We start from the raw sequence: 22,423 nt of genomic DNA, 5'->3' as shown, positions 1-22,423 counted from the left end.
CCGTGATCGATCTGGCGACGATCGCGGTTAATCGGATCACGTGGCTGCCGTGCTGGCGGCTGGTGCCCAGCCGGTTTCCGCCGGACGGTTTGTTCGATCGGGTGGCCGCGCCGGCCGATCTGGATATCGTGTTCGCGATCGAAGCCCTGACCAACGACCGCCTGCGCGAGCAAGCCGGCGACATTCGGCTGGTGGCGCCGGAGGACAGGATCGCCGGCCCCGGCACGACGCCGATCATGGCGGCTTTCACCCATCTGAATCCGGAAGGCAGCCGGTTTAGCGACGGCAGCTACGGCGTTTACTATGCCGCCTACGACCTGGACACCGCGATCGCCGAAACCTGTTTCCACCGGGCTCGCTTTCTGAGCGCGACCCGGCAACCGCCGATCGAAATCGACATGCGTAGCTATGCCTCGGATTTGGATGCGGACTTACACGACATTCGCGGCCGTCAGGCCGAGTGGCCGGAAATCTACGCCGCCGATACCAGTGCTTACGCCGCCGCCCAGCGGTTGGCAAAACAAGTGCGGGACGCCTGCGGCAATGGCCTCGCCTATGCCAGCGTCCGCAATCCCGGCGGCGACTGCGTCGCGGTGTTCAAGCCCAGGCTACTGGCGCCGGTCAAACAGGGCGCGCATTTTTGCTACGTATGGGATGGCGAGCGCATCAAGGCCGTGTACAAAAAAGAACTCGTTTCTGTCAATAACCCCAGCGTATCGGAACGTTAATCATGCTCGATTTGCATCCGCCCGGCCCCGACAATCGTTATCACCAAAACCACATCGAATGGGTGCTGGACAGCTATCGGCGCGTGCTCGGCAAGCCGTTGCTGGACGCGGTCGGCGACGATTTTGGACGGGTGGTTTACGAAGCCGACTTCGCCTTGCTGTCGCACAACACCGATCCCGATCCGCTGTTCAACTACGCCAACCGCAAAGCCTTGGGATTGTTCGAATTGACCTGGCAAGAACTGGTCGGCATGCCGTCGCGGTTTTCCGCCGAACCGGTCAATCGCGAGGAACGCGAGCGCTTGCTGGCCAAAGTCGCCCGGCAAGGCTATATCGACGATTATGCCGGCGTGCGCATCGCCAAATCCGGCCGGCGTTTCATGATACGCGGCGCGGTGGTTTGGAACGTGCTGGACGGCGACGGCCGGCCTTACGGACAGGCGGCGTGTTTCAGCGACTGGGACTGGCTGGCGTGATTCAAGAGTTATTGGCTCGCGCCTGGCGACTCCGGCCTGAAATTGGGCGTTTTATAAAGATTTACAATATTTTACGCCGGTTTACGTCTATTAACCTTTGATACGCCTATTATCAGTCCGCAATAAAGGAAAAGCGGATTTTTTAATATTAAATAATAGGATAATCAAATGGTTGGAACAAATACGACATGGGTGTTGCTGGTTGCGGCCGCGTTCTGGATTTCGGGTGCGGTGCCGGTGCAGGCCTCTGGATTCGGCGAAAATTTGGCAGCCGATTCCGGCGGAACAATAACCGTCAGCGGTAGTACTTGGGAAGCGCAAAGTTTTAGCACCGACAATCAGGCTTACTTGCTGGATTCGATAAGTTTGCTGATTTCCAGTCTCGATCAGGGAACTTCGGTCAGCCTCTATTCCGACGCTTATTCGGCGCCGTCTCAAGCGCTGGCGACCTTAACGCTGAGCGGTGCCTATTCGTCCAGTCTGGCAGCCACGACGTTTTTGGCGGGCGATTTCTCCCTTACCGCCAACACCACCTATTGGGTGGTACTAAGCAATGTCACCGGCGCTACCGACTGGTCTTTCCAGGCTACCGACGACGGCAGCGCCAATGCTTGGGCCGAGTGGGACGGCAGCTATTGGTCGTCCTCCACCAGCTATCCCTTTCAGATGAGCGTCAGCGTGACGCCGGCCGCGGTACCCGTGCCGATGTCGCTACCGTTGATGTTGACCGGTCTGGCTGGGATTGTCGGATTCGCTCGCGGCCCACGCCGCGGCGTTATTGGCGCTTGATTAAGGACATAGTTATGGAAAATTCAAAAGACTTAACAATGCCGGCTCGCCGGGATATGTTGCTGATGACCGCCAAGGGTGCCGCCGGCTTGGTCGCCGCCACCATGCTGGGCGGCGTCAGCCGTTCGGCACTGGCAGCCTACTCCTTGGCGCCCACCGTTACCGAAGGGCCGTTTTGCCTGGACAGCGTTGCCAACAACTTGCTGCGCTCCGATATTCGCATCAGCAGCGTAACCGGTAAGATTGCGGCCGGCTTCCCGCTGGTTCTGACGGTCACGGTATCCAAACTGAACGCCAACGGCACGATTTCGCCGATCAACGGCGCTTACGTCGACATTTGGCACTGCGACGCCGACGGTAACTATTCGGGCGAGACCAATATGGGCGCTGCCGACCTGACCGCCGAGGATTATTTGCGTGGCTATCAAATCACCAATGCGCGCGGAGCAGTGAAGTTCATCAGCATTTATCCCGGTTGGTACACCTCGCGCACTACACACATCCACGTCCGCATCCGTACTTTCTCGGGCAGCACTGCTGTCTACGATCAGGCGACTCAGTTTTTTTTCGACGAATCGCTAACCGAACAGATCTACACTACGATCAGCCAATACCTTTCCCACGGTTTGAAAGATACCGCCAACGCAACCGACTCGGTATTCACCGGCGGTTCCAATCAATCGGCCACCGACGGCATCACCAGCGATTCCGGCGACCATCTGATGCTGACTTTGGCCAACAACGGCAACTATGTGACTGCGTCGATCAATTTGGTCATTGCGACCAGCGAGGGTGTGGCCAGCTTGAGTTGTCCGACGGTTGCCGATACCTCCGGCAGCACGTCGGGTGGCGGCACGCCACCTACCGGTACACCTCCCACCGGCACACCGCCAACACGCCCCGGCGGTTAGTCCGGCCTTGAGCCAGCGTGACTCGCCGTGCGCCGGATGCGCGCGGCGGTTTTTTCCAGAGCGGCGCAAAGACGCGTTCGCGATATCGATTACCTATTTTTGGAGGCAGTATGGGCTTAAGCGTACCGCATTTGTTGGTGGTGCTGGCGATTGTTATGTTGGTGTTTGGCACTAAACGATTGCAAGGGGTCGGCGCTGATTTGGGCGAAGCGATCAAGGGCTTCCGCAAGGCTGTAAAAGAATCCGACAAAATAGAGGAACTAAACTAATCCTAAACGTACTAACATAACGGTATGAGCGGCTATACCCTGTCCGCGGTCAGCAAAGATATTCGACCCACGCTTTGCACCGGACACAGCCGCCATGCAGGGATGACGCGTCATCCTCCAATCCGAATGGTTGGTTCGAAAGTTATGGAATCGTCTGCCGAGCGGCGGCGAGTAGCGAACGGTTCCGGCTTCGACCAGGCTAAGGGTGCCACGAATAAGTGTTTCGGCAGGCTGTCACGTACGGAAAGCGCTTTTCCGTTCGTAACGCGCTTGGCGAATTCGGAAAGAAAACGACTTGTTCGAAGCACCTTCACTCGCGGCAGTCAAAACGCTAGTGTTCGCAGCCATAGGATTGGACTTTCGGCTGAGTTTCGCATTCGCTTTTGCTGTTTTGAGATTGCGCGACTGTCGCCGAAAGCGCCGGTTTTCTCTTTAGAGGGTAGGCCGGAATGACGTGTTCGATGGCTTGATATTCATCACACTCAACTACGCCGACAACATTTGCCATGAACAATATTCAAACCCCCAAAATGCCGGGTTATCCGGAGAGTTTAATCATGACCGTCAAGGGATCGATGGCGATCTGCGACGCCGCCACCTCCGGTAGACTTAACCGGGCGGTGTTGACCAAGCATACGCTGGCGCCGACCGTGGCGGCCTGGCCGTTTCGCCTCGATAGCGTTACACACGACCAACCTCGCGCCGATATCCGGGTCAGCAGCGCAACCGGTACGGCTGCCACTGGCTTTCCGTTAGTGCTGAAGTTGACGATTTCCGAGCTCGACGGCGATGGCAACATCGCCCCGCTACCGGGCGCCTGCGTCGATCTGTGGCATAGCGATGGCGACGGCCATTATTCCGGGATGACCAATCCGGGCGGAGCGAATCTGGCCGACGAGGACTTCTTGCGGGGTTACCAGGCAACCGATCATTGCGGCGAGGCCAAGTTTTTCAGCGTCTATCCCGGCTGGCACGACCCGGAGACCGCTCATATCCAGGTGAGGATTCGCGACTACGTGCATGGCCGGTTCAGTTTCGACCGGGCGACTCGACTGGTATTCGACGAACACTCGATCGACAAAATCCATACCGTGATTTCGCAGTTTTTTCCGGCAGGTTTGACCAAGAACGGCGAGCCGATCGAAGACATGGTCGACGACCACGCCGGCATGGCGCTTGTCGACGAAATCGCCAATCATCCGGCCGACCGCTTTATGCTGAAAATAGCCCCCGGCGCCCGCTTCGTCAGCGCATCGGTCCATCTGGTGATCGCTCGCGGTGAAACGCTGGCCGAGTTGAGCCGGACGGCTTTGGCCGAATCCTGATTCTTAGCCGTTCCAATACCGAACCGCCGGCGCATTTCGCGCCGGCAGCGCCGGTCATATCGCTACCCGACCCCATCTCGCGCTATCATGCCCCCGCCGCGAGTCGGCTCGAAATAATAATAACGATAAAGCCGCCCAACCGGAAAGACCGGGGAACGAGCGGTGCACTGGGGGAGCGCATGAATTCAAATCCCGGCCGAAACATCCCGGCCTATCGGCAGCTCAAGCGCTTGCGGACCGCGTTGGCGGTGGCGCAGGGCGTGCGCTTGCAGGCCAAATTGGCTCAGGAGCTGGAAGCCACGGTGTCGCACGATCAAACCAAGCGGGTGACCTATCTAACCAGCCTGTTCACCCGGATACACCGGGAAATGTTCAGCGACTGGAAGGAACAGGTGACGGTACACCACCGGCCGGGCACGATGCCGGAAGCCGATTGCCGCACGCGGTTTCGGATCGCGATTGAAAGCCTGGTGCTCGACGGCGACGACAATCTCGAAACCGCCTTGTTCGACAACAACGGTTTCGTGGTGTGCAGCGCCGATATTGCCGACCGGCTGGCCAAGCTGTATCAAGCCTTGCGCGGCATTCGGCCCTACGGCTACGGCAACCGGATCACGCTGGATTTTTTCATCACCGCGCTCGGCAATTTACCGGCCTTCAAGGCGGTCTACGAACAGGGCATCGATTTTCGCCGACTGAGCTGCGACGACGCTCGCGCCCTGCACGATCCTGCCGCCGATCACGCCGCGTTGCGTCGGGCTTTCGAGCACGCGCTGGACCCGGCGCGCACCCAAAGCCTGAGCAATCAGGCCAACCGCTACGGTAAGTGGCCGGAGAACAAGTATTTTCTGCAAGGCTTGCCGTTTTTGTCCTATACCACGGCGGACGGCGTCAAATGCCTGGTGACCGTGACCGGCGGTCTGGTGCCCTTGCACAGTATCCGGGCCGAGGAATTCATCACCGGTCAGCATTTCGTCGACAATCCGCTCGGCGTGTCCGAGTACATTCTCGGCTATTTGCCGGGTACCGAGGACTTGCGCCAGCCCGGCAAGACCGAGATCGACGCGATTCCAATCCGCGCCGACGGCGTGGCGCCGCTGTTTTGCCTGGACATCAACATCCTGACATCGCTAAGGCCGCCCAGCCACGCCGAGCTGTTGGACTTGTTGAAGCAATGCGCCGGCGAGCAGGCCAGTTTGTTTACGCTGGCCGGCAACGAGCCGTTGAAAAACAAGATGCTGGCCGCCAGCCACGGCGAAAACCGCTTGATGCGCACCGTGGAGATCGCTTATCAGCGCTTGACCAAAATCGACGGGATTTTATCGTCTATCCTCGAGGCGATTTTCGCCGGCAAAACCCCGGTCGAGCGGCCGACGTTGTTCATGTGCATGGGTGGGGCCGGCGCCGGCAAAACCGCGGTCGAGGAAATCGCCAAGGCCCAATGCGGCGACAATTTCGTGATCGCCTCGCTCGACGAATTTCGCAAACTCAGCGACTTGTACCGCTTGTTGACCGCCGCCGACCACCACAGCGACGACTACGTCTATGTCGAACCGTTCGCCAACCGCTTGCGCGATCTGGTCGCCGAACAAGCCCGGCTGCGGCGCATCAACATCCTCTACGACGGCACCGCCATCCCCTATCAGCCGCGTTACTCGACGATCGTCCAACACTATCATGCCGCCGGCTTCAGCACTCAAATCGCTGCGGTCGATGCGTTTTTGGTCAAGCCGGCCGGCCGCGAGCAGGAGTTGTCGCGAGCCGGGGTGATCGGCAGCGTTACGGCTCGCTTCGAAACCACCGGCCGGGCCTTGCCCTGGGTGGTGACGATAGACAAGCACATCCGCTCGCCGCAGGCCTTTTTATTGGCCTTGGCCGATTTGGCGCTGGATAAACTGTCGCTGTTCGCCAACGACGGCGAGCGCGATCGCCATTATCTGGTCGCCGAAAGTTTCGTGTGCGGCGACGACGAAGTCCGCGCGCTGCAACGCCACCAGCTCAACGGTAGCCTGGCCCAGCATTGGCGGGAACTGATTCGGCGGCGGCCGGACTCGGTATTGAAAAATCTGGCCACCGACCACGCCGCGCTGGATGCGCTGATCGCTCGCAATCCGGCGCTGAGCGAGGACAACGTCGGTTATCTGATCTACGCCGGCAGCGAGACCAACCGAGTGCTGGCGATCTACCACCTGCGCCGCCTGGTCGATTTCGTGCAAAAGCGCCAACTCAACCCCAACGCTTCCGGCGAGGACGGCCTGCTGCACAAACCGGCGGCGCTGGCCTTCCACGTCGATCCGGCGGCCAGGGAGTCCTGGATCACCCGTTTGCAGGGCAGCGTGGAATAAGCCGGACCCGGCCGGGCGGTCGCGGGACGGGGCGCGGAGCAGAATGCCCTAAGTGAGGTCTTTTACCTGAGGCTTACTATCGCCCCCAGGTTGCCTCGCAAGGCATTTAGAGTTGCGCACAAGGCGAAAGCCTTTGCGTTTGCCGCCGCCAAACCGACCGGCCGATCAAAGGTAAGAAGCTAGAAGTGAACTGTTGGGCTTCCTTTCTGTATATCTGGTCCGGAGCCTATAACGTTCGGTCAAATGCTAATTGCATATCAGATTTAGGGTACGCACTGCGTACCCTACCGGGCTTATCCCAATGGCTTTCTAGCGCCAGCTTCTGGCCGGCGGTGGCGCGACCCTGGCGACGGATGAAGCTGCGAATTTTGGAGGGGTCTATTTTTTGGGTGAGGTCATCAAATGCAGATCTTTTGAAGTGAGTGCGGTCGAAGCTATAAATCAAATTGATGATTTAACGAAGCGGTATATTTGAAAAATGAATTTTCTGACCAGCATTTTCGCAGCCAGCATCCTCAAGCAGCTTTTTAAAAGGTGAAAACTTGAATAAGGCCTTATGTGTGACAGTCTTGAACCAATCCGACAAACTAGAATTATTCAGCCATCAACCCCGCGATTTGGGCCTTGGCATTACATTGGCTAATAGCCTCGTCCCGCTGCGACTGAGTGAGTTTATGTTTAACGGCTGCCGTACCGTGCCAATCGAATGCTTGATATTCTTTTTGCGCAAATGTGGCGATCTGACATTTTTTAGCGGGCGAATTTGCAAACGGCGTTTGGCTATCGGCCGTTAACGGCGCCATGCCTTCGGAGCTGGGTGCGTAAATCAAGAAATCGCCGTTGATCGCCAGGACCGCACGGTATTGCCGGGCGGTGGTGAAGTACAAATCACCGACCTCGATTTCAGCTTCTTTTAGCCACAGATTTTTATTTTTCTTGATTTTTTTCATCAGCGATTCGTTTTAAACGGTGTTGGTCCGGCGATATTCAGGGATTGGGATTCGCGCGCAATTTGGCCAGAATAAAATCGGTGTGCGAGACGCCAAGAAGGTCGGCAATCTTCCGCACCATATACTCCTCTTGCGGGTCGATATTGCCGTCGGCATAGGCGATTTGCCAGAGAGATTTAACAAACTTTGTCTTGTCCTCAGGGCTAAAACATTGGTTGATCGTCGACGTGAATTCGTAATAATCAACCGCCTGCCGACGCTTTTGTTCGGCATTGGCCATCAAGGTCTCAGCCTGTTCGGTGGAGAGCGAAAAACACTGTTTGACCAAGGACAGAATCTTGGTTCGTTCGACATCCTGACAGACATCGTCCATGGTCATCATTTCCGTCATTAAGGCCGTCAACGCCTCTTGAAGCTGCGTTTCTGTTGCAACCTCGGGTGACGGTAAGGACAGGTGTTTTTCAAAAAATAATTTAATTTGCTCAAGCATATTGGCTGTCCGGTATTCGTTGCGCCGGTTCCCAAACCGGAGTTTGGGAACCGGAAAAACCTCGGATTATCCCGCGAATACCCCTTCATAGATATCCGCTACCGCCAGTTCAAAACCTAACGATTGGAAAACCGCCTGCTCGCCTTGTTGATAAATCTGAAGATCCCAAGCATCGCCGCGCCGGTAGCATTCAACACGGGGAGTGTCTTGGGCAATTAACACGTATTCTTCCAGACTGGCCAGTTTGCGGTAATGGTGGAATTTTTCGGCTCTGTCGTAGCGTTCGGTGGCATCGGACAGCACTTCGACGATCAACTTGGGCTGGCTGTTGAACAGCTCTTCGGTATCGCTGGCCGAGCAGGTGACATGCAGGTCGGGGTAGAAAAAGCAGTCGGTGGCGGCGGTTTGCACGCGGACTTTCATTTCGCCGGAGTGGACTCGGCAGGATGTGCCACGTAAATGAGCGTGCAAAAACGCAATCAAATTGGTGGTCACGGTATCGTGAGCACGTTTTACGCCCACCATCGCATACACTTCACCATTGATATATTCGTATTTAACTTCGCTGATCAGTTCGCCTTGCAGGTAATCCGCCACGCTGAGGTTTAATTTTTCCGCCAATGCCATATCGCCGTCCTGTCCTGAGGTTAACTGTTCCGATTGTATCCCGCCCCTGATCACTTCAACAAACGGCTATTGCAAACCCGCCGCCACCCGCGCTGTTAAAATCCACCGCGATTCTTTCAAGGCCAAGAGTCGAAGATCAATCTTCCAGCAGCCGTGCCGCTAAGAAATTTCACGTAAACCGCTCGATGGCGCACTCGGATTGCCGCTTGCCTGAGCGCCTAACTTCACTTGCTTTCGCGGAATGTCTTTGTTAGAAAGTCTAACAGCGATGCGGCTTACCCATGGCCGCGTTCGCCGCTGTCTATCGCCTTCCCATTTCCTGCCGGAGTGCCGCCATGTCCGAATCCCGTTTAGCCGATGTCGATTTGAGTCAACTTACTTCCAACGTTTCCTACACCCCTTCCCCTACCGCGTGGGAGGATAAGGTATTGTACTTTTTGATGCTGGACCGGTTTTCCGACGGTAACGAAAGCGGCGGATTCCGCGATATCGACGGCAAGCCGGTCGCCGGTGGCGCCACGCCCTTGGGCCAGGCCGCCGACAAGCGCAACGCGATTCAAACCCCGGCCGCCGCCGCGAAATGGAGCGACGCCGGCGGCAAGTACGTCGGCGGTACCCTGGCCGGCTTGAAAAGCAAGCTGGGTTATTTGAAGCGTCTGGGCGTGACCGCGATCTGGATCAGCCCGATCTTCAAGCAGGTGGCGTTTCAGGAAACTTACCACGGCTACGGCATCCAGGATTTTTTGCAGGTCAATCCGCGCTTCGGCACCAATCAGGCATTGAAGGACTTGGTGGCCGCCGCACACCAGCAGGGGATTTTGGTGATCCTGGACATCATCTTGAATCATTCCGGCAACGTGTTTAGTTACGATCCCAACCGCCAGCCCAACTATAAAGACGGTAGCGGCCATTTCGACCCGCGCTGGGATGGCGGCCACTATCCGGTGACCGGCTTTAACGACGCGGCCGGCCACGCCAATATTCCGTTCGTCACAGCCAATCCGGCGGCGCCGGCGAGCTGGCCGGCCAAGGACGCCGCGATCTGGCCGGTCGAATTTCAGAATCCGGAATACTTTACCCAGAAGGGCCGTATTGCCAGCTTCGATTACGACCCCGAGTTTCGCGAAGGCGATTTTTTCGATCTCAAGGATTTGCACCACGGCTTCGGCGGCACCGACGATTTTGCGCCGGCGCCCGGCTTGTTGGCGCTGATCGAAGTCTATAAATATTGGATTGCTTATGCCGATCTGGACGGTTTTCGGATCGATACCGTCAAACACATGCAGGACGGCGCGACCCGGATTTTCGGTTCGGCGATCCACGAATTCGCTCAAAGCATCGGCAAGGATAATTTCTTGTTGGTCGGCGAAATCACCGGCGGCCGTTACCGGGCTTTCGATACGCTGGAAGCGACCGGTTTGGACGCGGCGTTGGGCATCGACGATATTCCGAGCAAACTTGAAGCCATGGTCAAGGGGAGCGGGAATCCCAACGACTACTTTAGTTTGTTCCGCAATTCGCTGTGGATCGGCAAGGATAGCCACACTTGGTTTCGCAACAAGGTGGTGACGATGTTCAACGACCACGATCAAGTCGGCCGGGCCAAGGCGCGGTTTTGCGCCGATGCCGATAAAGCCGAATTGGTGCTGAACGCGCTGGCGGTGAACGCGCTGACCTTGGGAATACCTTGCGTGTATTACGGCACCGAGCAGAGTTTCGACGGCCACGGCGGCGATTCGGACCGCTACATTCGCGAAGCGATGTTCGGCGGCGAATTCGGCGCATTCGAGTCCAGGGGCGTGCATTATTTCGACGAGAACCATCCGGTGTATAGCGAGTTCGCCAAACTGATGGCGATCCGCGCGGCTCAACCGGCCTTGCGGCGGGGGCGGCAGTATTTGCGGCCGATTTCCGGCGACGGCCAAAATTTCGGTTTGCCGACGATGTTGGGCGGCAAGTTGTTGTCGCTGGTGCCGTGGTCGCGGATTCTGGCCGACCATGAAGTCGTCGTGGCGATCAATACCGACCCCAATGCCGCCAAAACGGCCTGGGTGACGATAGATGCGGCGTTGCATAGGCCGGGCGAAAAACTGACCTGTTTGTACTCCACCGATTCGGCCCAGATCGGCACGACCGCCGACATACAACCGAAAAACGGTTTGGCTGTGCGGCTAACGGCGCCGGCGGCCGGCTTGGTAATTTACCGGTGAAGCGACGATGCGGGCGGGTTTGCGAGAATCCCGCAAGCTTGTTAGGCTGACGGTCTGTGTTCAATCAGGGTTGGGAGTATGCGATGTACGCGTTTTCGAAGAGATCGGCTTGGCTGTTGTGCGGTTTGGGCTTGTTGGCCGGCGCGGTCCGCGCCGAGGAAGTGGGTTGCGTGACCACGGCGTGGAAATTGATCGGCGCCAATCATAAGGTCTGCGTCGATGCCTTCGAGGATCCGAAGATTCCCAACGTGATCTGTCACATCAGTCAGGCCCGGACCGGCGGCATCGCCGGCGGGTTGGGTTTGGCGGAAGATCCGTCGCAGTTTTCGCTGGCTTGTCGGCAGATCGGCCCGATCAATTTGCCGGCCAAATTGCCGGAAGAGGAACTGGTGTTCAGCGAAGGCACGTCGTTGTTGTTCAAATCCACCAATATCACCCGGCTATGGGATGCCAAGCACAATACACTGGTGTATCTGGCAATCAGCCGGAAAGTCATCGAAGGCGCGCCGGCCAACAGCGTCTCGACCGTGCCGGTGATGCCCTGGGGCAAATGATCCGGGCTTAGACGCCCAGTTGCGTGCGGTTTTCCAGAGTCTGTTCGGCGTTGATCCATTTCAACAACACCTCATAAAGCTTGGCGGGCAGAATGGGTTTGCCGATAAAGTCGTTCATGCCGGCGTCCAGACATAGCTGGTGGTCGGCACTCATCACGTTGGCGGTCATCGCAATTACCGGTAGCGCTTGACAGGCGGGCAGCTTGCGCAGTTCGCGGGTGGCTTGGTAGCCGTCCATGACCGGCATTTGCACGTCCATCAGCACGCATTGGTATCGATTTTCCCGCAATTTGGCCAGCGCGATTTCGCCGTTCTCGGCGACATCGACCCGGATGCGGGCTTGTTCCAGTAATTCGATCGCGACCATCCGGTTAATCTCGTTATCCTCGACCAGTAGGACCCGGCTGTCGTGCAAGGGCTCCAAGCGCAACGAATCCATGCTGGCACGGTGTCGGCGGAGTTGGAAGTGGCGTATCGTCGCCAAGTCGCTCAAACCCAGCGCGACACTGAAGGTAAAGGTCGAGCCGATATTGGCTTGGCTGGTCACGCCGATGCTGCCGCCCATTTGCTCGACCAATTGCTTGGAGATAATCAAACCCAGGCCGGTGCCGCCGTAATTGCGGGTCACGCTACTGTCTCCCTGACTAAAGGCTTGAAACAACTTGGGTTGCTGTTCGGGTTTGATACCGATGCCGGTGTCTTGAATCGAAAATTGCAACACGATGCGGTTATCGTCGCGGCTGAGTTCGTTGAAAGCGATGGCGACGTGGCCGCGCTCGGTAAATTTGATCGCGTTTCCGATCAGGTTGATCAGCACTTGCCGCAAACGCTGCGGGTCGCCGACCACCGCGTGATATTGCGGGCCGCAGTCGGGGAGAATCAGGCGGATGCCTTTGTCGGCGCTGAGTTGCGACATCGTCGAAAACACGTGCTCCAACATTTCCTCGAGCAGGAAGGGAATGGTCTCGATCTGCATCTTGCCGGCTTCCATTTTGGAAAAGTCCAGAATGTCGTCGATCAAGGTCATCAACGAATGGGCCGAGGATTCCACGCGTTGCAGATATTCGCGTTGTTTGTAGGTCAACTGGGTATTCAGACTCAGTTCCACCAGACCGACGATGGCGTTCATCGGCGTGCGGATTTCGTGGCTCATGTTGGCCAGGAACTGACTTTTGGCGCGATTGGCGGATTCCGCGTCGCGGGTGGCGATTTCCAGCTCGCGGGTGCGGGTTTGCACCTGGGTTTCCAGATCCGCTTCGTTGGCCTCGATCTGTGCCAGCATGTTGTTGAAGGCTTCGGCCAAATCGCTGATTTCGTCGTTGCCGTCGTAGCGCGAACGCCGGCTGTAGTCGTGATCTTTTTCAATTTGATGGGCGGTGTCGGCCAAATTCAGCAGCGGCCGCAGGAAAATGCGTTGCAAGCGGCGCACATACAAGGCTGCCAGACTCAATGCAATCATCACGATGCCGGCGTTGATCGACGCATTCCAAAGCATCGTCCGATACGGTTGGACCATGCTGGCGATCAGCGAAATATGACCGACGATGCGTTGGTTTTTGTGCAAGATCGGTTGCGTGTATTGTTGGGTTTTCGGTAACCAGTCCGGCCACCACGCCGGCCAGCGCGGCGCTTCCTTTTGGTGGCTGACCAGAGCCTGGCCGGTCGGTAGCCGGATTGAGCCGGCGATGATGTCCGGATCGTAGACCAGAGCGTCCAGAATTTCCTGGGCGGTTTGGGTGTCGTCGAATACCAGGGCCACGCTGCTGTTTTGGCCGATCAGGTTGGCGGTCAGCTTCAACTTGTTGTCGATGGCGTCTTGCAACGCGGAATATTCGCGGATCGACAGTGAGAAGGTCGCGACGGCCAGACTCAGTACCACCATCAGCCGCAGATTGTTGCCCAACTTGCGGCTGATCGAAATACGTGGGGGGGGTGACGATGTCATTCGATAATCTCCGCCATCCGCAGCAATTTGGAGCTCAATTTTAAATCCGCCGATTTTACCGAACCTAAATTTACCACTAGTTTCAACTTGTTGTCGCGCAATGTGAATTGCACCATGCCGCCTTGGGCGGCGAAACCGTCCACGTCGCCGACCAACAGGATGTGGGCGGCGCGGGCTTGTTCGAACAGGCGGGGCTTCAGTTCGTCGATATCGCCGACAAACAGGATGTTGCAAGCTTCCAGCGTGGCCGGCGGCTCCAGCAAAACATGGACTATATTGCCTTCGATTTTTTGACCTTCCAGCGCCGGTAGAAAATGCCGTATCGGACTGTCGCCCCTCAGACAAATCGTGATCGGGCCCATGGCCGGCCATTGCGTTAATTCGGCGAAATGAAACAGATAGGCGGATTTCAGTTGGAATTCCCGGCTGGGGTTATCCAGGGCAAAAGCCGGCTCGCTCAGCCAAACGCTGGCGCTGAGCAGCGCGGATTTAAGCAGGCGGGTAAGCACGAATAGTCGGGATACGATTAAACCCGCCAGGCTTGCGCCGGGCGGTTCCGGAATAAAAGGCCGAAACGGTGGAGAATTCGGCGGTTCGAATACGTGGTGGCCGGATTAACAACAAACCAATGAACTATTGTAGCTTAGCCGGCGCGGGACGGCGGCGGTTGGCGCTAGTCCAATAGTGCCGCCAACTCGGCGCATTCGGCTTCGCTGAGTTCGAAATCGAAAATCGCCAAATCCTCGCGCATGTGATCGGCCGAGGTGGTGCCGGTCAACGGTACGATGCCGATTTGGGTCAAAAATCGGAAAAACACTTGTGCCGGGCGGCGGCCCAAGCGCTCGGCCAGATTGGCGACGACGCTGCCGGTCAATATTTTGGGGTTGGCCGTCAAGGTCCAGAAACTTTGGTAAATCACGCGGTTAGTCCGGCAGAACGCCCGTAGCGCCTTGTCGTAACCGGTGTCGGCGTAAAACCGGTTTTGCAGCACGGCGGGTTTGACCTCGGCTTGTTGGTACAGGAATTCGAAGAGCTCCGGATCGTAGCAATTGCTGATGCCCAGTTGCCGGGTGCCGCCGTTGCGCTGAATGGTCTGCATGGCTTGCCACACGGTTAACAGCTGCTGGCGGTCGGCTAGCGGCGAGTGCAATACCAAGCAGTCCAAATAGTCGGTGCGCAGATTTTGTAGCGACACCGCGAACGACTGGGCGACTTGCTGTTCCAGGCTGGCGTTCGGGTCGTAAGGAATGCGTAGCGGATCGTGGCCGTTGAGCGGCGTGAATTTGGTTTGTAGATAAATCGCGGCGCGATCCAGGTTCAAGCGAGTCAGCGCGGTCGCCAGACCGGCCCCGACGCCGGCCTCATGGTAATGTTTGGGTTGACAGGCGGTATCTATACCGCGAAATCCTTGGGTGAGAGCGAGCTCGACCCACTCGGCGGTGCGTTCCTGTTTCCAGGCGGTGCCGTAAATGAGTGGCGGCATGCGCACGCCGGACGCGGATTCCAAATAGGCGTTTTCAATCATCGGTGGTTCCTGCGCTAAAGAGGCGGCGTTATCCTCGCATAGTTGAGCCGCCACGGCTACCGCCCGGTAAGATTGCAGACTGCGGACGGCTTGGGCCGCGATCGGTTATAGTGGTCGGCGATACCTGCATCCCGAGGAAATCATGAACAGATTATTGCTGACCTTGTTGGCCGTCGCGCTGATCGTCGAGGAATGGCTGTGGGATTTTCTATCCGCTTGCGGCCACTATCTGGCGCTGGCGCTGGGCCTGGAACGCATCGAACGCTGGCTAAGCCGCTGCTCGCCGGGTGTCGCGCTAATAGCCATTACCGTACCGATTTTACTGGTTACACCGTTGAATCTGGCGGCGCTGTGGTTGCTGCTGCACGGTTTGTTGCTGCAAGGTTTGGTACTGGAAATCGTCGCCAAATTGTTGGGTACGTTGTTGGTGGCGCGCGTGTTCACTCTGACCAAGCCGCAATTGCTGAGTTTTGCGGTATTGGCCTGGCTGTACGGCACGATTACCGGCTGGTTACGCTGGGCGCACGCCAAAATCGCCGAGACGGCCTTGTACCGTTGGTCCAGACTCGCCAAACAGCGAGTTAAGGACCGGGTGAAAACCTGGCTGAAGCGTTAACAGTCCGGCTCGGTTAGCGCCGCGCCGCCAGGATGGCGCGCTGCCGAACCAGAATAGCGCTTCCGCCGGCCAGTGCCGCCAGCATCGTCAGCGACCCGACGAATTTGGAAAATTTGGCGATGGCGTGATCGTGGGCCAGCAGGCCGGATTCGGTCAGCAAATATTCCCAGTCGTGAAAACCGTAAGGTGCGGAATGGCCGAAGTTGCCGCCCAGCAACGGTAGTTGCCCGGCCCGAGCGTCGTCGATGTAGGGGGCGATGTCCAAAAAATTTTCGCCCAGCCACCACAAACACAGCGCGGCACCAAACGGGTCGCGGGTTTTTATGAACAGGGTTGCCATGCAAATCGTCGGCATCAGTAACTGGCCCAATGTGCCGCCCAGCGATGTGACAAAGGCGCCGAAGGGTCGGAAAATGAGATGGCCGGCTTCGTGGAAAGGCAGATTGACCAAATGCAAAAACGACGAGCCGGCGGCGTTAGCGGCGATCGGCGGAACGATCAATATCCAACTCCATAGCGCGAACAACGCGAGCAATAGCGCTCGGCCCCAGAAGGCGAACTCGCTGTCGGCATAGGTATCCGAGACCCAATCGGCCGAGGGCGTTGGCGCAAATTCGACCCGAGTGGTTGGCATCGGGGCTGGCCGGTTTGGATCCGCGTGATAGCGCAAATACTTTTCGAACACCACGCCGCAGTGGGGGCAGATGGTCGGGGCGGGTTGTGCTAGGGCGTGTTGGCATTTAGGGCAGGTGTCCACGGCGGGCTCCCGAAAACATGCGCTTGAGCGCGGTCTGGTTATCGTCTAGCCTAGCAGCAATTCCCGACCCGGCCCGAGTGCCGGCAATTTCTCAACGCCAGATCACCGTATGTTCCCACTGACCTTCCTCCGTGCTCAACTTCACGATGCCCCAGCCTTGGCGGATTTAGTCAATTCAGCCTATCGCGGCGAAGCCAGCCGTTTGGGTTGGACCACCGAGGCCGATTTGCTGGACGGCAAGCGCACCGATGCCGAGGAGCTGACGGCCGCGCTGACGGACCCCGCTGTATTAATGGTTGCCGGTTTCGAAGCCGACCGGCTGGTGGCTTGCGTGCAAGTGCGCCTGGCCGATCGCGAAGCCCAGATAGGCATGCTTACGGTCGATCCGGCGCGGCAGAACCGGGGCGTGGGCCGGCGCTTGTTGGGCGCCGCCGAAGACTTGGCGGCGCGAACTTGGCCGATCGAACGTTTCGCGATGTTCGTGATTCCACGCCGCGCCGAATTGCTAGCGTATTACCAGCGCCGCGGTTATCGGCGCACGGGCGTTCTGCTCCCATTCCCGGAAAATCCAATGCTTTGGCAGCCTAAGGTGACCGACTTGAGCTTGGAGCGACTGGAAAAGCCGGTCTGACGCCAAACGCTAGGCACGGTCAAGCAAAAATTTTTGATTTTTTTAAAAAACGTGCTATAGAGCGCACTGGCGCGGCAAATTTTGTGATGTGCGTCAAGTAAAAACCGGTCTGGCCCGCGTCGATGCCGGCCTGGAACCGGAGTATCTGGTGCCGAGCGGCCCGCGCCCGGCTCAGTTTCGGTGTCGGTTTTGCCGGCGCTTTCATGAGTTTTTGTTTTGGAGGGGGTATTTATGGGTTATCGATCGTATGCAATGGTGGTCGGTTTGGGTTTGGCGGTATTGTCCGGGGCCGCTCAGGCTTACGCGACATTTCCCGATGGCAACGGCGGCGTTTTGAAATGGGGTGGCGACAATACGCCCGGTACCCCCGGCGGCAGCGTGACTTGGGGTTTCATTCCGGAAGGCACGGCCGGTTCGGCTTATTGCGATAGCGCCTGCTCCGGTACCGCGAAAACGTCGATCTGGATTGAAAATTCACCCGGCACCGGTTATACGCTGACACCGTTGACCGATTTGGTGGGCTACATCCAGGCGGCGTTCGACAAATGGGCCGGCGTTGCCAACATCAGCTTTGTCGGGCCGCTGTCCGATTCCGGTTTGCCGATCAATCATGCCGGCGCGGGTGTGCCGGACATTCGCATCGGCGCCTTCGATTTCAGTTCCGGCGGCGGCGCGGTCGGCTACGCGCCACCGCCCAACGGCGGCACCGGTAGCGGCGACATCATCTTCGCGGCTAACTCGTTTTATGCTTTCCAACCGGGTAACGATGGCGATTTGTTCCCCAGCGCCTCCACCGCGCCTAACGATTTCGAGAGTTTGTTGCTGCATGAAATGGGGCATGCGCTCGGCTTGGCACACCCGCCGGTCGGCGGCGGTTGTCCGGTGATGCAGGTCGTCGATTCGGCCTGCTGGTTCCGAATCAATCGCGAATTGGACGCCGACGACATCGCTGGCGCGCAATACTTGTACGGCGCGCCGGCCGCGGTACCGTTGCCGGCGGCGGCCGGGTTGTTTGCAAGCGGTTTGTTCGGGGTTTTGGCAAGTCGCCGAAAACGCCGGATGGTTTAATCCCTGAAGGCCACCGGCCACCGGTCGGGCGACCTTCTCTTTCCGATGACTTTGGCGCCCGGTATTTGCTCGGCGGCGGCAAAGTGCAGTATTCGCCGGTTGGCGGTGAAATAGTTCACCGCCAACCGGCCCCCGTCTTTTTTACACTTCCCAGCGCTAACGATTCGAGACGATGGAATACACGGTTTACGTGGTTCGCCGGTGTCTCGCCTAAGCCCGTTTCGGTGATGGTCGCGTTGGCGTGAACTCATGTCGGCCGCGACGGCCGGTTCTTAGAATTGACGGGAGAAACATCATGGATTACCTCTATTCCGACACCGGCGCGGGGCGCTGGATAGCGCCGGCTTGCAAGGCCGGTTTGTTTACGCTGGGATTGGCATTAACGCTGGGTTTGTCGAGTCGGGCGGCGTTGGCCGATATTGTCGATCAAGCCAACGACAGCATCGTTTCCGGCGGTTTTACCCTCAACGCCGGCCCGATCGGGCAAAGCTTCCGGCCCGGTCTGGCGTCGCTGGATTTCGTCGAGTTGATGATCAACGACCAAAATCCGGATTTCGGAGCCGGCGACGACATTGCGCTCAGAATTCGCGAAGCCGACATTAGCGGCACGATTCTGGGCGTCAGCGAGACGGTGTTTTTTGCCGATCAACCGGAGTCGCGGCCTTTTCATGCGCCGGAATTGGTGCGTTTCAATTTCGCCGCGCCGGTCGGTTTGACGGCCGGCAATACTTACGTGTGGGAAGTTTTCCGCAACGGTGCCGAGTCCTCGGACCTGGGCATCTTCGGTACCGGGTTTAAAATCGATGCCTATGCGCAAGGCGAGCCCTACTTCGAGGGCGCCGTTTACGCAGGCAGCGAGGCGCCGTTCGATCTGTGGTTCCGGGAAGGTATCGCGACGGTCCCGGTACCCGCCGCGTTACCATTGATGCTGTCCGGTATCGCGATCTTGCGCTTGCTCGGCGGGAGACGTCCGGCCTAGCTATTGGAGCCTTCCCCGTCGCCGCGCAAGTCGAGCCGGGGAAGGGGTTTGCCGCCCTAAGCTAAGTTTGGGCGGCCGCCTTGGCGGGGTTAACCGGTTTCGATTTCATTGTCGTCGTCCGAATAGTGTTAACTAAAAGGCGTTGTTTTGGTGACTGCGTTTGGCGGTTTTGCGTTTTGGTTTATCGGCAGCGTGCGGGTGGCGCTCGGCCTGGATGCGTTTGAGCAATTCGGCGGCGGGTTCGTCGCTCGGGTCTTGCGGCACCAGTTCGCCGCGAAAGGCTTTGACCAGCAGGGATTGGCTCAGGCGGTCCAGGCGTTGTTTGGCGGCGCGGTATTGTTTTTCGACGGCGTCGGCTTGGGCGAAGAGGGATTCTACGCGGCGGACGATTTCGGTTTGTTCTTCCACGGGTGGGACTGGAACGTTTAACTCGCTAACATCACCTACACGGTAATGCTTAACTCCTGTACCTACAGCAATATTTTCAGAACGCTCTCTGAAACGTGGATCCATAAGAGCTATTAACAGAAACTTTGCAGAAAATTGATCTTCAATTGATCTAAACAGCATTGTCCTCTGACCAAGACAAATCTTTGCACCCTCAGGAATAATTGCCGCCTCCCCCATTGGCGCTTCACGTGTAAAAACCACATCGCCGGGTTCAGGTAAACAACGTTTTGACCAATATTGATAGGTTTCCTCACTGACATAACGAAGGTCTTCCCAGATAAAACGCCCATCCCTAATATTAGTTGTTCTTACAAGCGCAATTCCATTATCTACATACGGAGCAGTTTTATTGTGGCAGTCCACTACCATTAAAACGACATCTTCAAGCTTTGCCCAAGCCCAGTTATCCGGCAAGTCGGTTGTTTCAATGTCGCCATTTGCTAAAAACGCGTGTACTCGCTTTTTGACTCGCGAAACTTCGTTGTGTTGATTATTTTCATTTATCCAGGCAAGTTTTCTAGTCTGAATCAGGTTAATCACTTCATGTGCGGAATTCTTTTCCTCATATAATCGACTTTGTTCCCGCCACTCTCTCGTCAACTCCCCCGAAGTAGCTGCTGCGAGAACAGATTGGCGGAAGCGTTTGAGCAGGGCGGGGATTTTTTCCAGCCGCGCCTGCGCCGCATCGACTTTGGCAAGCACGCTGTCGAGTTTGTCGGCAATGCGGATTTGTTCGTTTAGGGGCGCAACAGGGACTACTAATTCAGATAGGCTAGTGGCATTTACATTTTGAACAGCAACACCTACTGCCTTTGATTTCAATTGCTCCCAATAATCTCGGCTTCTTAGGAATAAAGAAAGATATTCTGGAAAAATAGCTTTATCAGGTTTGAACCGAATCAAATATGAAGCAAATACGGTTTGAGCGGGCGGTTGCTTTACCAAACAATGAAACCCAACAGAACCAGCACGGGAAATAACAATGTCGTTATCTTCCAACTGATACCGTTCATCGTCGGGTTCAGTAATGCAAAACGGAACCTTATCCCAATTTATCTTTCCCGAAGTCAAGTCAGTCGTACGAAGATACTTAACCGTTCCCTCTACGGTGCTTTTGGTAGTAAAGCCATATTGAGGCTTCGAGCACAAATCACCTAGCGCAACCACAATCCAACCATTTGGATGTTCGCTCATCCCAGAATCTCCACACCTTCTTCCGCCGCCCCCAACTCCACCAATATCGCCTGCAACCCCTGCATCGCTCCAGCCATTTCTTCCAACGCTTCGGTAATCAACACATCCGGCTCCGGTAGGCTGGCACTGTCTTCGGCGCTATCGTCGCGAATCCAGGCCAGGTCCAGCGAATCGTCTTTCTGGCGGATTTGTTCGCGGCTGAAGCAGCGCAGGCGGCAGGTTTCCGGATTGCCGGTTTCGCGGGCGTGACGATCAATAAACGCTTGGCGGGCGGCTTCGTCCACCAGGGTCAGATCGTTACCGACCGCTGCACAAAACTCCTGCAAATGCTGGGCGGTAAACGGGGTGCGTTTGCCGAATTGCGGCATGTTGGCGCGCAGGTCGTAGACCCAGAGGCTTTGGGTGTTGCCTTTGTCCTTGTTGGCGTCCTTGGGTTTGCTGAAAAACAGCACGTTGGTTTTGACGCCGGCCGCGTAAAAAATCCCGGTGGGCAGGCGCAGGATGGTGTGCAGATTGCATTTTTCCATCAAATCCTGGCGAATGGTTTTGCCGGTGCCGGCCTCGAACAGCACGTTGTCCGGCAAGACGATGGCGGCCCGGCCACCGGGTTTAAGTAGGACGTGATACATCAAATGCAGAAACGCCAGTTGTTTGTTGCTGGTGTAATGCACCAGATCATCGCGGGTAGGGATGCCACCGCCCTGCTTTGTGCCGAACGGCGGGTTGGCCAGAATCAGGCTGGCTGGCGGTAGTTGCTTGCCTTCGTTGCTGAGGGTATCGCCAAACAGAATACCGGCATGCCGGTCGTCGATGGCTAGGTCGTGCAGCATCAAATTCATCAACGCCAGCCGGCGGGTATCCGGCACGAACTCCATGCCGTAAAAGGTCTTGTGCTGGTATTGGTCGTAGTCGAATTCGTTGAGAGCGCTGATGTCGTGATGCTGCTTGATGTAATGGTGGGCGCTGATCAAGAAGCCGCCGGTGCCGGCGGTGGGATCGACGATCACGTCGTCCAGGCTCGGTTTCATCAGCTCGACCATGGTGTTGATCAATACCCGCGGCGTGAAGTATTGGCCGGCGCCGGATTTTTTCTCGGTGGCGTTGATTTCCAATAGCCCTTCGTACATATCGCCCAGGCCTTCGGTTTTGGCGCTGTACCAGTCCAACTTGTCGATTTCGGTGACCAGCTTGTTGAGTGTGGCCGGTTTGCGAATCACGGTGTTGGCGTTGTTGTAGATGGCCTGGGTAATGGTGGAGCCGTTAGTGCCCAAGTGCAGCAGCAGTTTTTTGTAGTGTTCCAGGCGGGTGGCGGCGTTGCAGGCTTCCAGATCAGCCCAGCGGTAGCCATGCGGAATATGTTCTTCCTGGCCGGTTTCTTCGACCATTTTCAGGAACACCAGAAAAGTCAGTTCAGTGATGTATTCGTGGTAAGTCACGCCATCGTCGCGCAGCAGGTTACACAGATTCCAGAGTTTGGCGACCAGGTCTTGGGTGCTCATAAGCTTGTTTTATCGATTGATGTTTAAAAAGGTTTGTAGGGTGGATAAGCGCAGCGCCATCCACCAGACGGCTGGATTCGGCGGA

The 22,423-nt window shown here is 57.0% G+C and carries 23 protein-coding genes; 13 read left to right on the top strand and 10 right to left on the bottom strand.

The window, feature by feature from the left end; genetic code table 11:
- Window positions 1-2 precede the first annotated feature (2 nt).
- From ACQE3E_RS22765 to ACQE3E_RS22735, 7 genes are all read left to right on the top strand, one after another.
- Window positions 3-728: an RES family NAD+ phosphorylase gene (locus ACQE3E_RS22765; RefSeq protein ID WP_427501115.1), complete on the top strand. Its 726-nt coding sequence runs from the start codon at window positions 3-5 to the stop codon at window positions 726-728.
- 2 nt (window positions 729-730) lie between these two features.
- On the top strand, window positions 731-1,204 hold the full coding sequence (locus ACQE3E_RS22760; RefSeq protein ID WP_427501114.1) for an MEKHLA domain-containing protein: 474 nt from the start codon (window positions 731-733) through the stop codon (window positions 1,202-1,204).
- Window positions 1,205-1,372: 168 nt separating this feature from the next.
- The gene (locus ACQE3E_RS22755) at window positions 1,373-1,993 is read left to right on the top strand and encodes a choice-of-anchor R domain-containing protein (protein ID WP_427501113.1); all 621 of its coding nucleotides are present in this window, start codon (window positions 1,373-1,375) and stop codon (window positions 1,991-1,993) included.
- A 14-nt stretch (window positions 1,994-2,007) separates the two neighbouring features.
- A complete protein-coding gene (locus ACQE3E_RS22750) occupies window positions 2,008-2,904 on the top strand; it encodes a hypothetical protein (RefSeq protein WP_427501112.1) in 897 nt (298 codons plus the stop codon).
- Window positions 2,905-2,921: 17 nt separating this feature from the next.
- On the top strand, window positions 2,922-3,173 hold the full coding sequence (locus tag ACQE3E_RS22745) for a Sec-independent protein translocase subunit TatA (RefSeq protein WP_427501111.1): 252 nt from the start codon (window positions 2,922-2,924) through the stop codon (window positions 3,171-3,173).
- Between the two features lie 506 nt (window positions 3,174-3,679).
- Window positions 3,680-4,498 carry a hypothetical protein gene (locus ACQE3E_RS22740; protein ID WP_426991813.1) on the top strand — a complete coding sequence of 273 codons (819 nt, stop codon included), beginning with the start codon at window positions 3,680-3,682 and terminating at the stop codon, window positions 4,496-4,498.
- 179 nt (window positions 4,499-4,677) lie between these two features.
- Window positions 4,678-6,843, top strand: a complete 2,166-nt coding sequence (locus ACQE3E_RS22735) for a zeta toxin family protein (RefSeq protein WP_427501109.1) — start codon at window positions 4,678-4,680, stop codon at window positions 6,841-6,843.
- Window positions 6,844-7,436: 593 nt separating this feature from the next.
- Here ACQE3E_RS22735 and ACQE3E_RS22730 read toward each other — a convergent pair.
- The 3 genes from ACQE3E_RS22730 to ACQE3E_RS22720 form a co-directional block, all read right to left on the bottom strand.
- A complete protein-coding gene (locus ACQE3E_RS22730) occupies window positions 7,437-7,793 on the bottom strand; it encodes a hypothetical protein (protein ID WP_427501108.1) in 357 nt (118 codons plus the stop codon).
- Window positions 7,794-7,830: 37 nt separating this feature from the next.
- Window positions 7,831-8,283, bottom strand: coding sequence for a TerB family tellurite resistance protein (locus ACQE3E_RS22725; RefSeq protein ID WP_168028576.1), 453 nt, complete (start codon window positions 8,281-8,283; stop codon window positions 7,831-7,833).
- A gap of 66 nt (window positions 8,284-8,349) precedes the next feature.
- Window positions 8,350-8,910: a Uma2 family endonuclease gene (locus ACQE3E_RS22720; protein ID WP_313730975.1), complete on the bottom strand. Its 561-nt coding sequence runs from the start codon at window positions 8,908-8,910 to the stop codon at window positions 8,350-8,352.
- 335 nt (window positions 8,911-9,245) lie between these two features.
- Here ACQE3E_RS22720 and ACQE3E_RS22715 point away from each other — a divergent pair, with 335 nt between their 5' ends.
- Complete coding sequence (locus ACQE3E_RS22715; RefSeq protein WP_427501107.1) at window positions 9,246-11,120, top strand: alpha-amylase family glycosyl hydrolase; 1,875 nt, start codon at window positions 9,246-9,248, stop codon at window positions 11,118-11,120.
- 83 nt (window positions 11,121-11,203) lie between these two features.
- Complete coding sequence (locus tag ACQE3E_RS22710) at window positions 11,204-11,674, top strand: CreA family protein (protein WP_168028570.1); 471 nt, start codon at window positions 11,204-11,206, stop codon at window positions 11,672-11,674.
- 7 nt (window positions 11,675-11,681) lie between these two features.
- On the opposite strand, the gene ACQE3E_RS22705 is transcribed toward ACQE3E_RS22710, so the two are convergent.
- From ACQE3E_RS22705 to ACQE3E_RS22695, 3 genes are all read right to left on the bottom strand, one after another.
- Entirely contained in the window at window positions 11,682-13,619 is a 1,938-nt protein-coding gene (locus ACQE3E_RS22705; protein ID WP_071160775.1) for an ATP-binding protein, read from the bottom strand.
- Window positions 13,616-14,128 (bottom strand): YfiR family protein, encoded by a 513-nt coding sequence (locus ACQE3E_RS22700; RefSeq protein WP_082885511.1) that lies wholly within the window; start codon window positions 14,126-14,128, stop codon window positions 13,616-13,618. The genes ACQE3E_RS22705 and ACQE3E_RS22700 overlap by 4 nt, the downstream gene beginning before the upstream one ends.
- 164 nt (window positions 14,129-14,292) lie before the next feature.
- Window positions 14,293-15,144: an aldo/keto reductase family protein gene (locus ACQE3E_RS22695; RefSeq protein WP_427501106.1), complete on the bottom strand. Its 852-nt coding sequence runs from the start codon at window positions 15,142-15,144 to the stop codon at window positions 14,293-14,295.
- 142 nt (window positions 15,145-15,286) lie between these two features.
- Here ACQE3E_RS22695 and ACQE3E_RS22690 point away from each other — a divergent pair, with 142 nt between their 5' ends.
- Window positions 15,287-15,760, top strand: coding sequence for a hypothetical protein (locus tag ACQE3E_RS22690; protein WP_175463773.1), 474 nt, complete (start codon window positions 15,287-15,289; stop codon window positions 15,758-15,760).
- Between the two features lie 13 nt (window positions 15,761-15,773).
- Here ACQE3E_RS22690 and ACQE3E_RS22685 read toward each other — a convergent pair whose 3' ends face one another.
- Window positions 15,774-16,394, bottom strand: coding sequence for a zinc ribbon domain-containing protein (locus ACQE3E_RS22685; protein WP_427501105.1), 621 nt, complete (start codon window positions 16,392-16,394; stop codon window positions 15,774-15,776).
- A gap of 232 nt (window positions 16,395-16,626) precedes the next feature.
- Between ACQE3E_RS22685 and ACQE3E_RS22680 the strand changes: the two genes are divergently transcribed.
- Window positions 16,627-17,148 (top strand): GNAT family N-acetyltransferase, encoded by a 522-nt coding sequence (locus tag ACQE3E_RS22680; protein WP_313730980.1) that lies wholly within the window; start codon window positions 16,627-16,629, stop codon window positions 17,146-17,148.
- Between the two features lie 19 nt (window positions 17,149-17,167).
- Here the strand turns inward: ACQE3E_RS22680 and ACQE3E_RS22675 are convergent, their stop codons facing one another.
- Complete coding sequence (locus ACQE3E_RS22675; protein ID WP_071160771.1) at window positions 17,168-17,353, bottom strand: hypothetical protein; 186 nt, start codon at window positions 17,351-17,353, stop codon at window positions 17,168-17,170.
- Between the two features lie 26 nt (window positions 17,354-17,379).
- Between ACQE3E_RS22675 and ACQE3E_RS22670 the strand changes: the two genes are divergently transcribed.
- Window positions 17,380-18,216 (top strand): matrixin family metalloprotease, encoded by an 837-nt coding sequence (locus ACQE3E_RS22670; protein ID WP_082885510.1) that lies wholly within the window; start codon window positions 17,380-17,382, stop codon window positions 18,214-18,216.
- A 295-nt stretch (window positions 18,217-18,511) separates the two neighbouring features.
- The gene (locus tag ACQE3E_RS22665) at window positions 18,512-19,195 is read left to right on the top strand and encodes a hypothetical protein (RefSeq protein ID WP_427501104.1); all 684 of its coding nucleotides are present in this window, start codon (window positions 18,512-18,514) and stop codon (window positions 19,193-19,195) included.
- Window positions 19,196-19,327: 132 nt separating this feature from the next.
- On the opposite strand, the gene ACQE3E_RS22660 is transcribed toward ACQE3E_RS22665, so the two are convergent.
- Window positions 19,328-20,839: a restriction endonuclease subunit S gene (locus tag ACQE3E_RS22660; RefSeq protein ID WP_427501103.1), complete on the bottom strand. Its 1,512-nt coding sequence runs from the start codon at window positions 20,837-20,839 to the stop codon at window positions 19,328-19,330.
- A complete protein-coding gene (locus tag ACQE3E_RS22655) occupies window positions 20,836-22,338 on the bottom strand; it encodes an N-6 DNA methylase (RefSeq protein WP_427501102.1) in 1,503 nt (500 codons plus the stop codon). Before ACQE3E_RS22655 ends, ACQE3E_RS22660 begins: the two co-directional genes overlap by 4 nt.
- Between the last annotated feature and the right edge of the window lie 85 nt (window positions 22,339-22,423).

This window comes from Methylomonas sp. MED-D (assembly GCF_050276835.1).
GTDB classification, from domain to species: Bacteria; Pseudomonadota; Gammaproteobacteria; order Methylococcales; family Methylomonadaceae; genus Methylomonas; species Methylomonas koyamae_A.
Note: the sequence above shows the minus strand (reverse complement) of the source record. Positions and strands in the feature narration are given on the sequence as shown.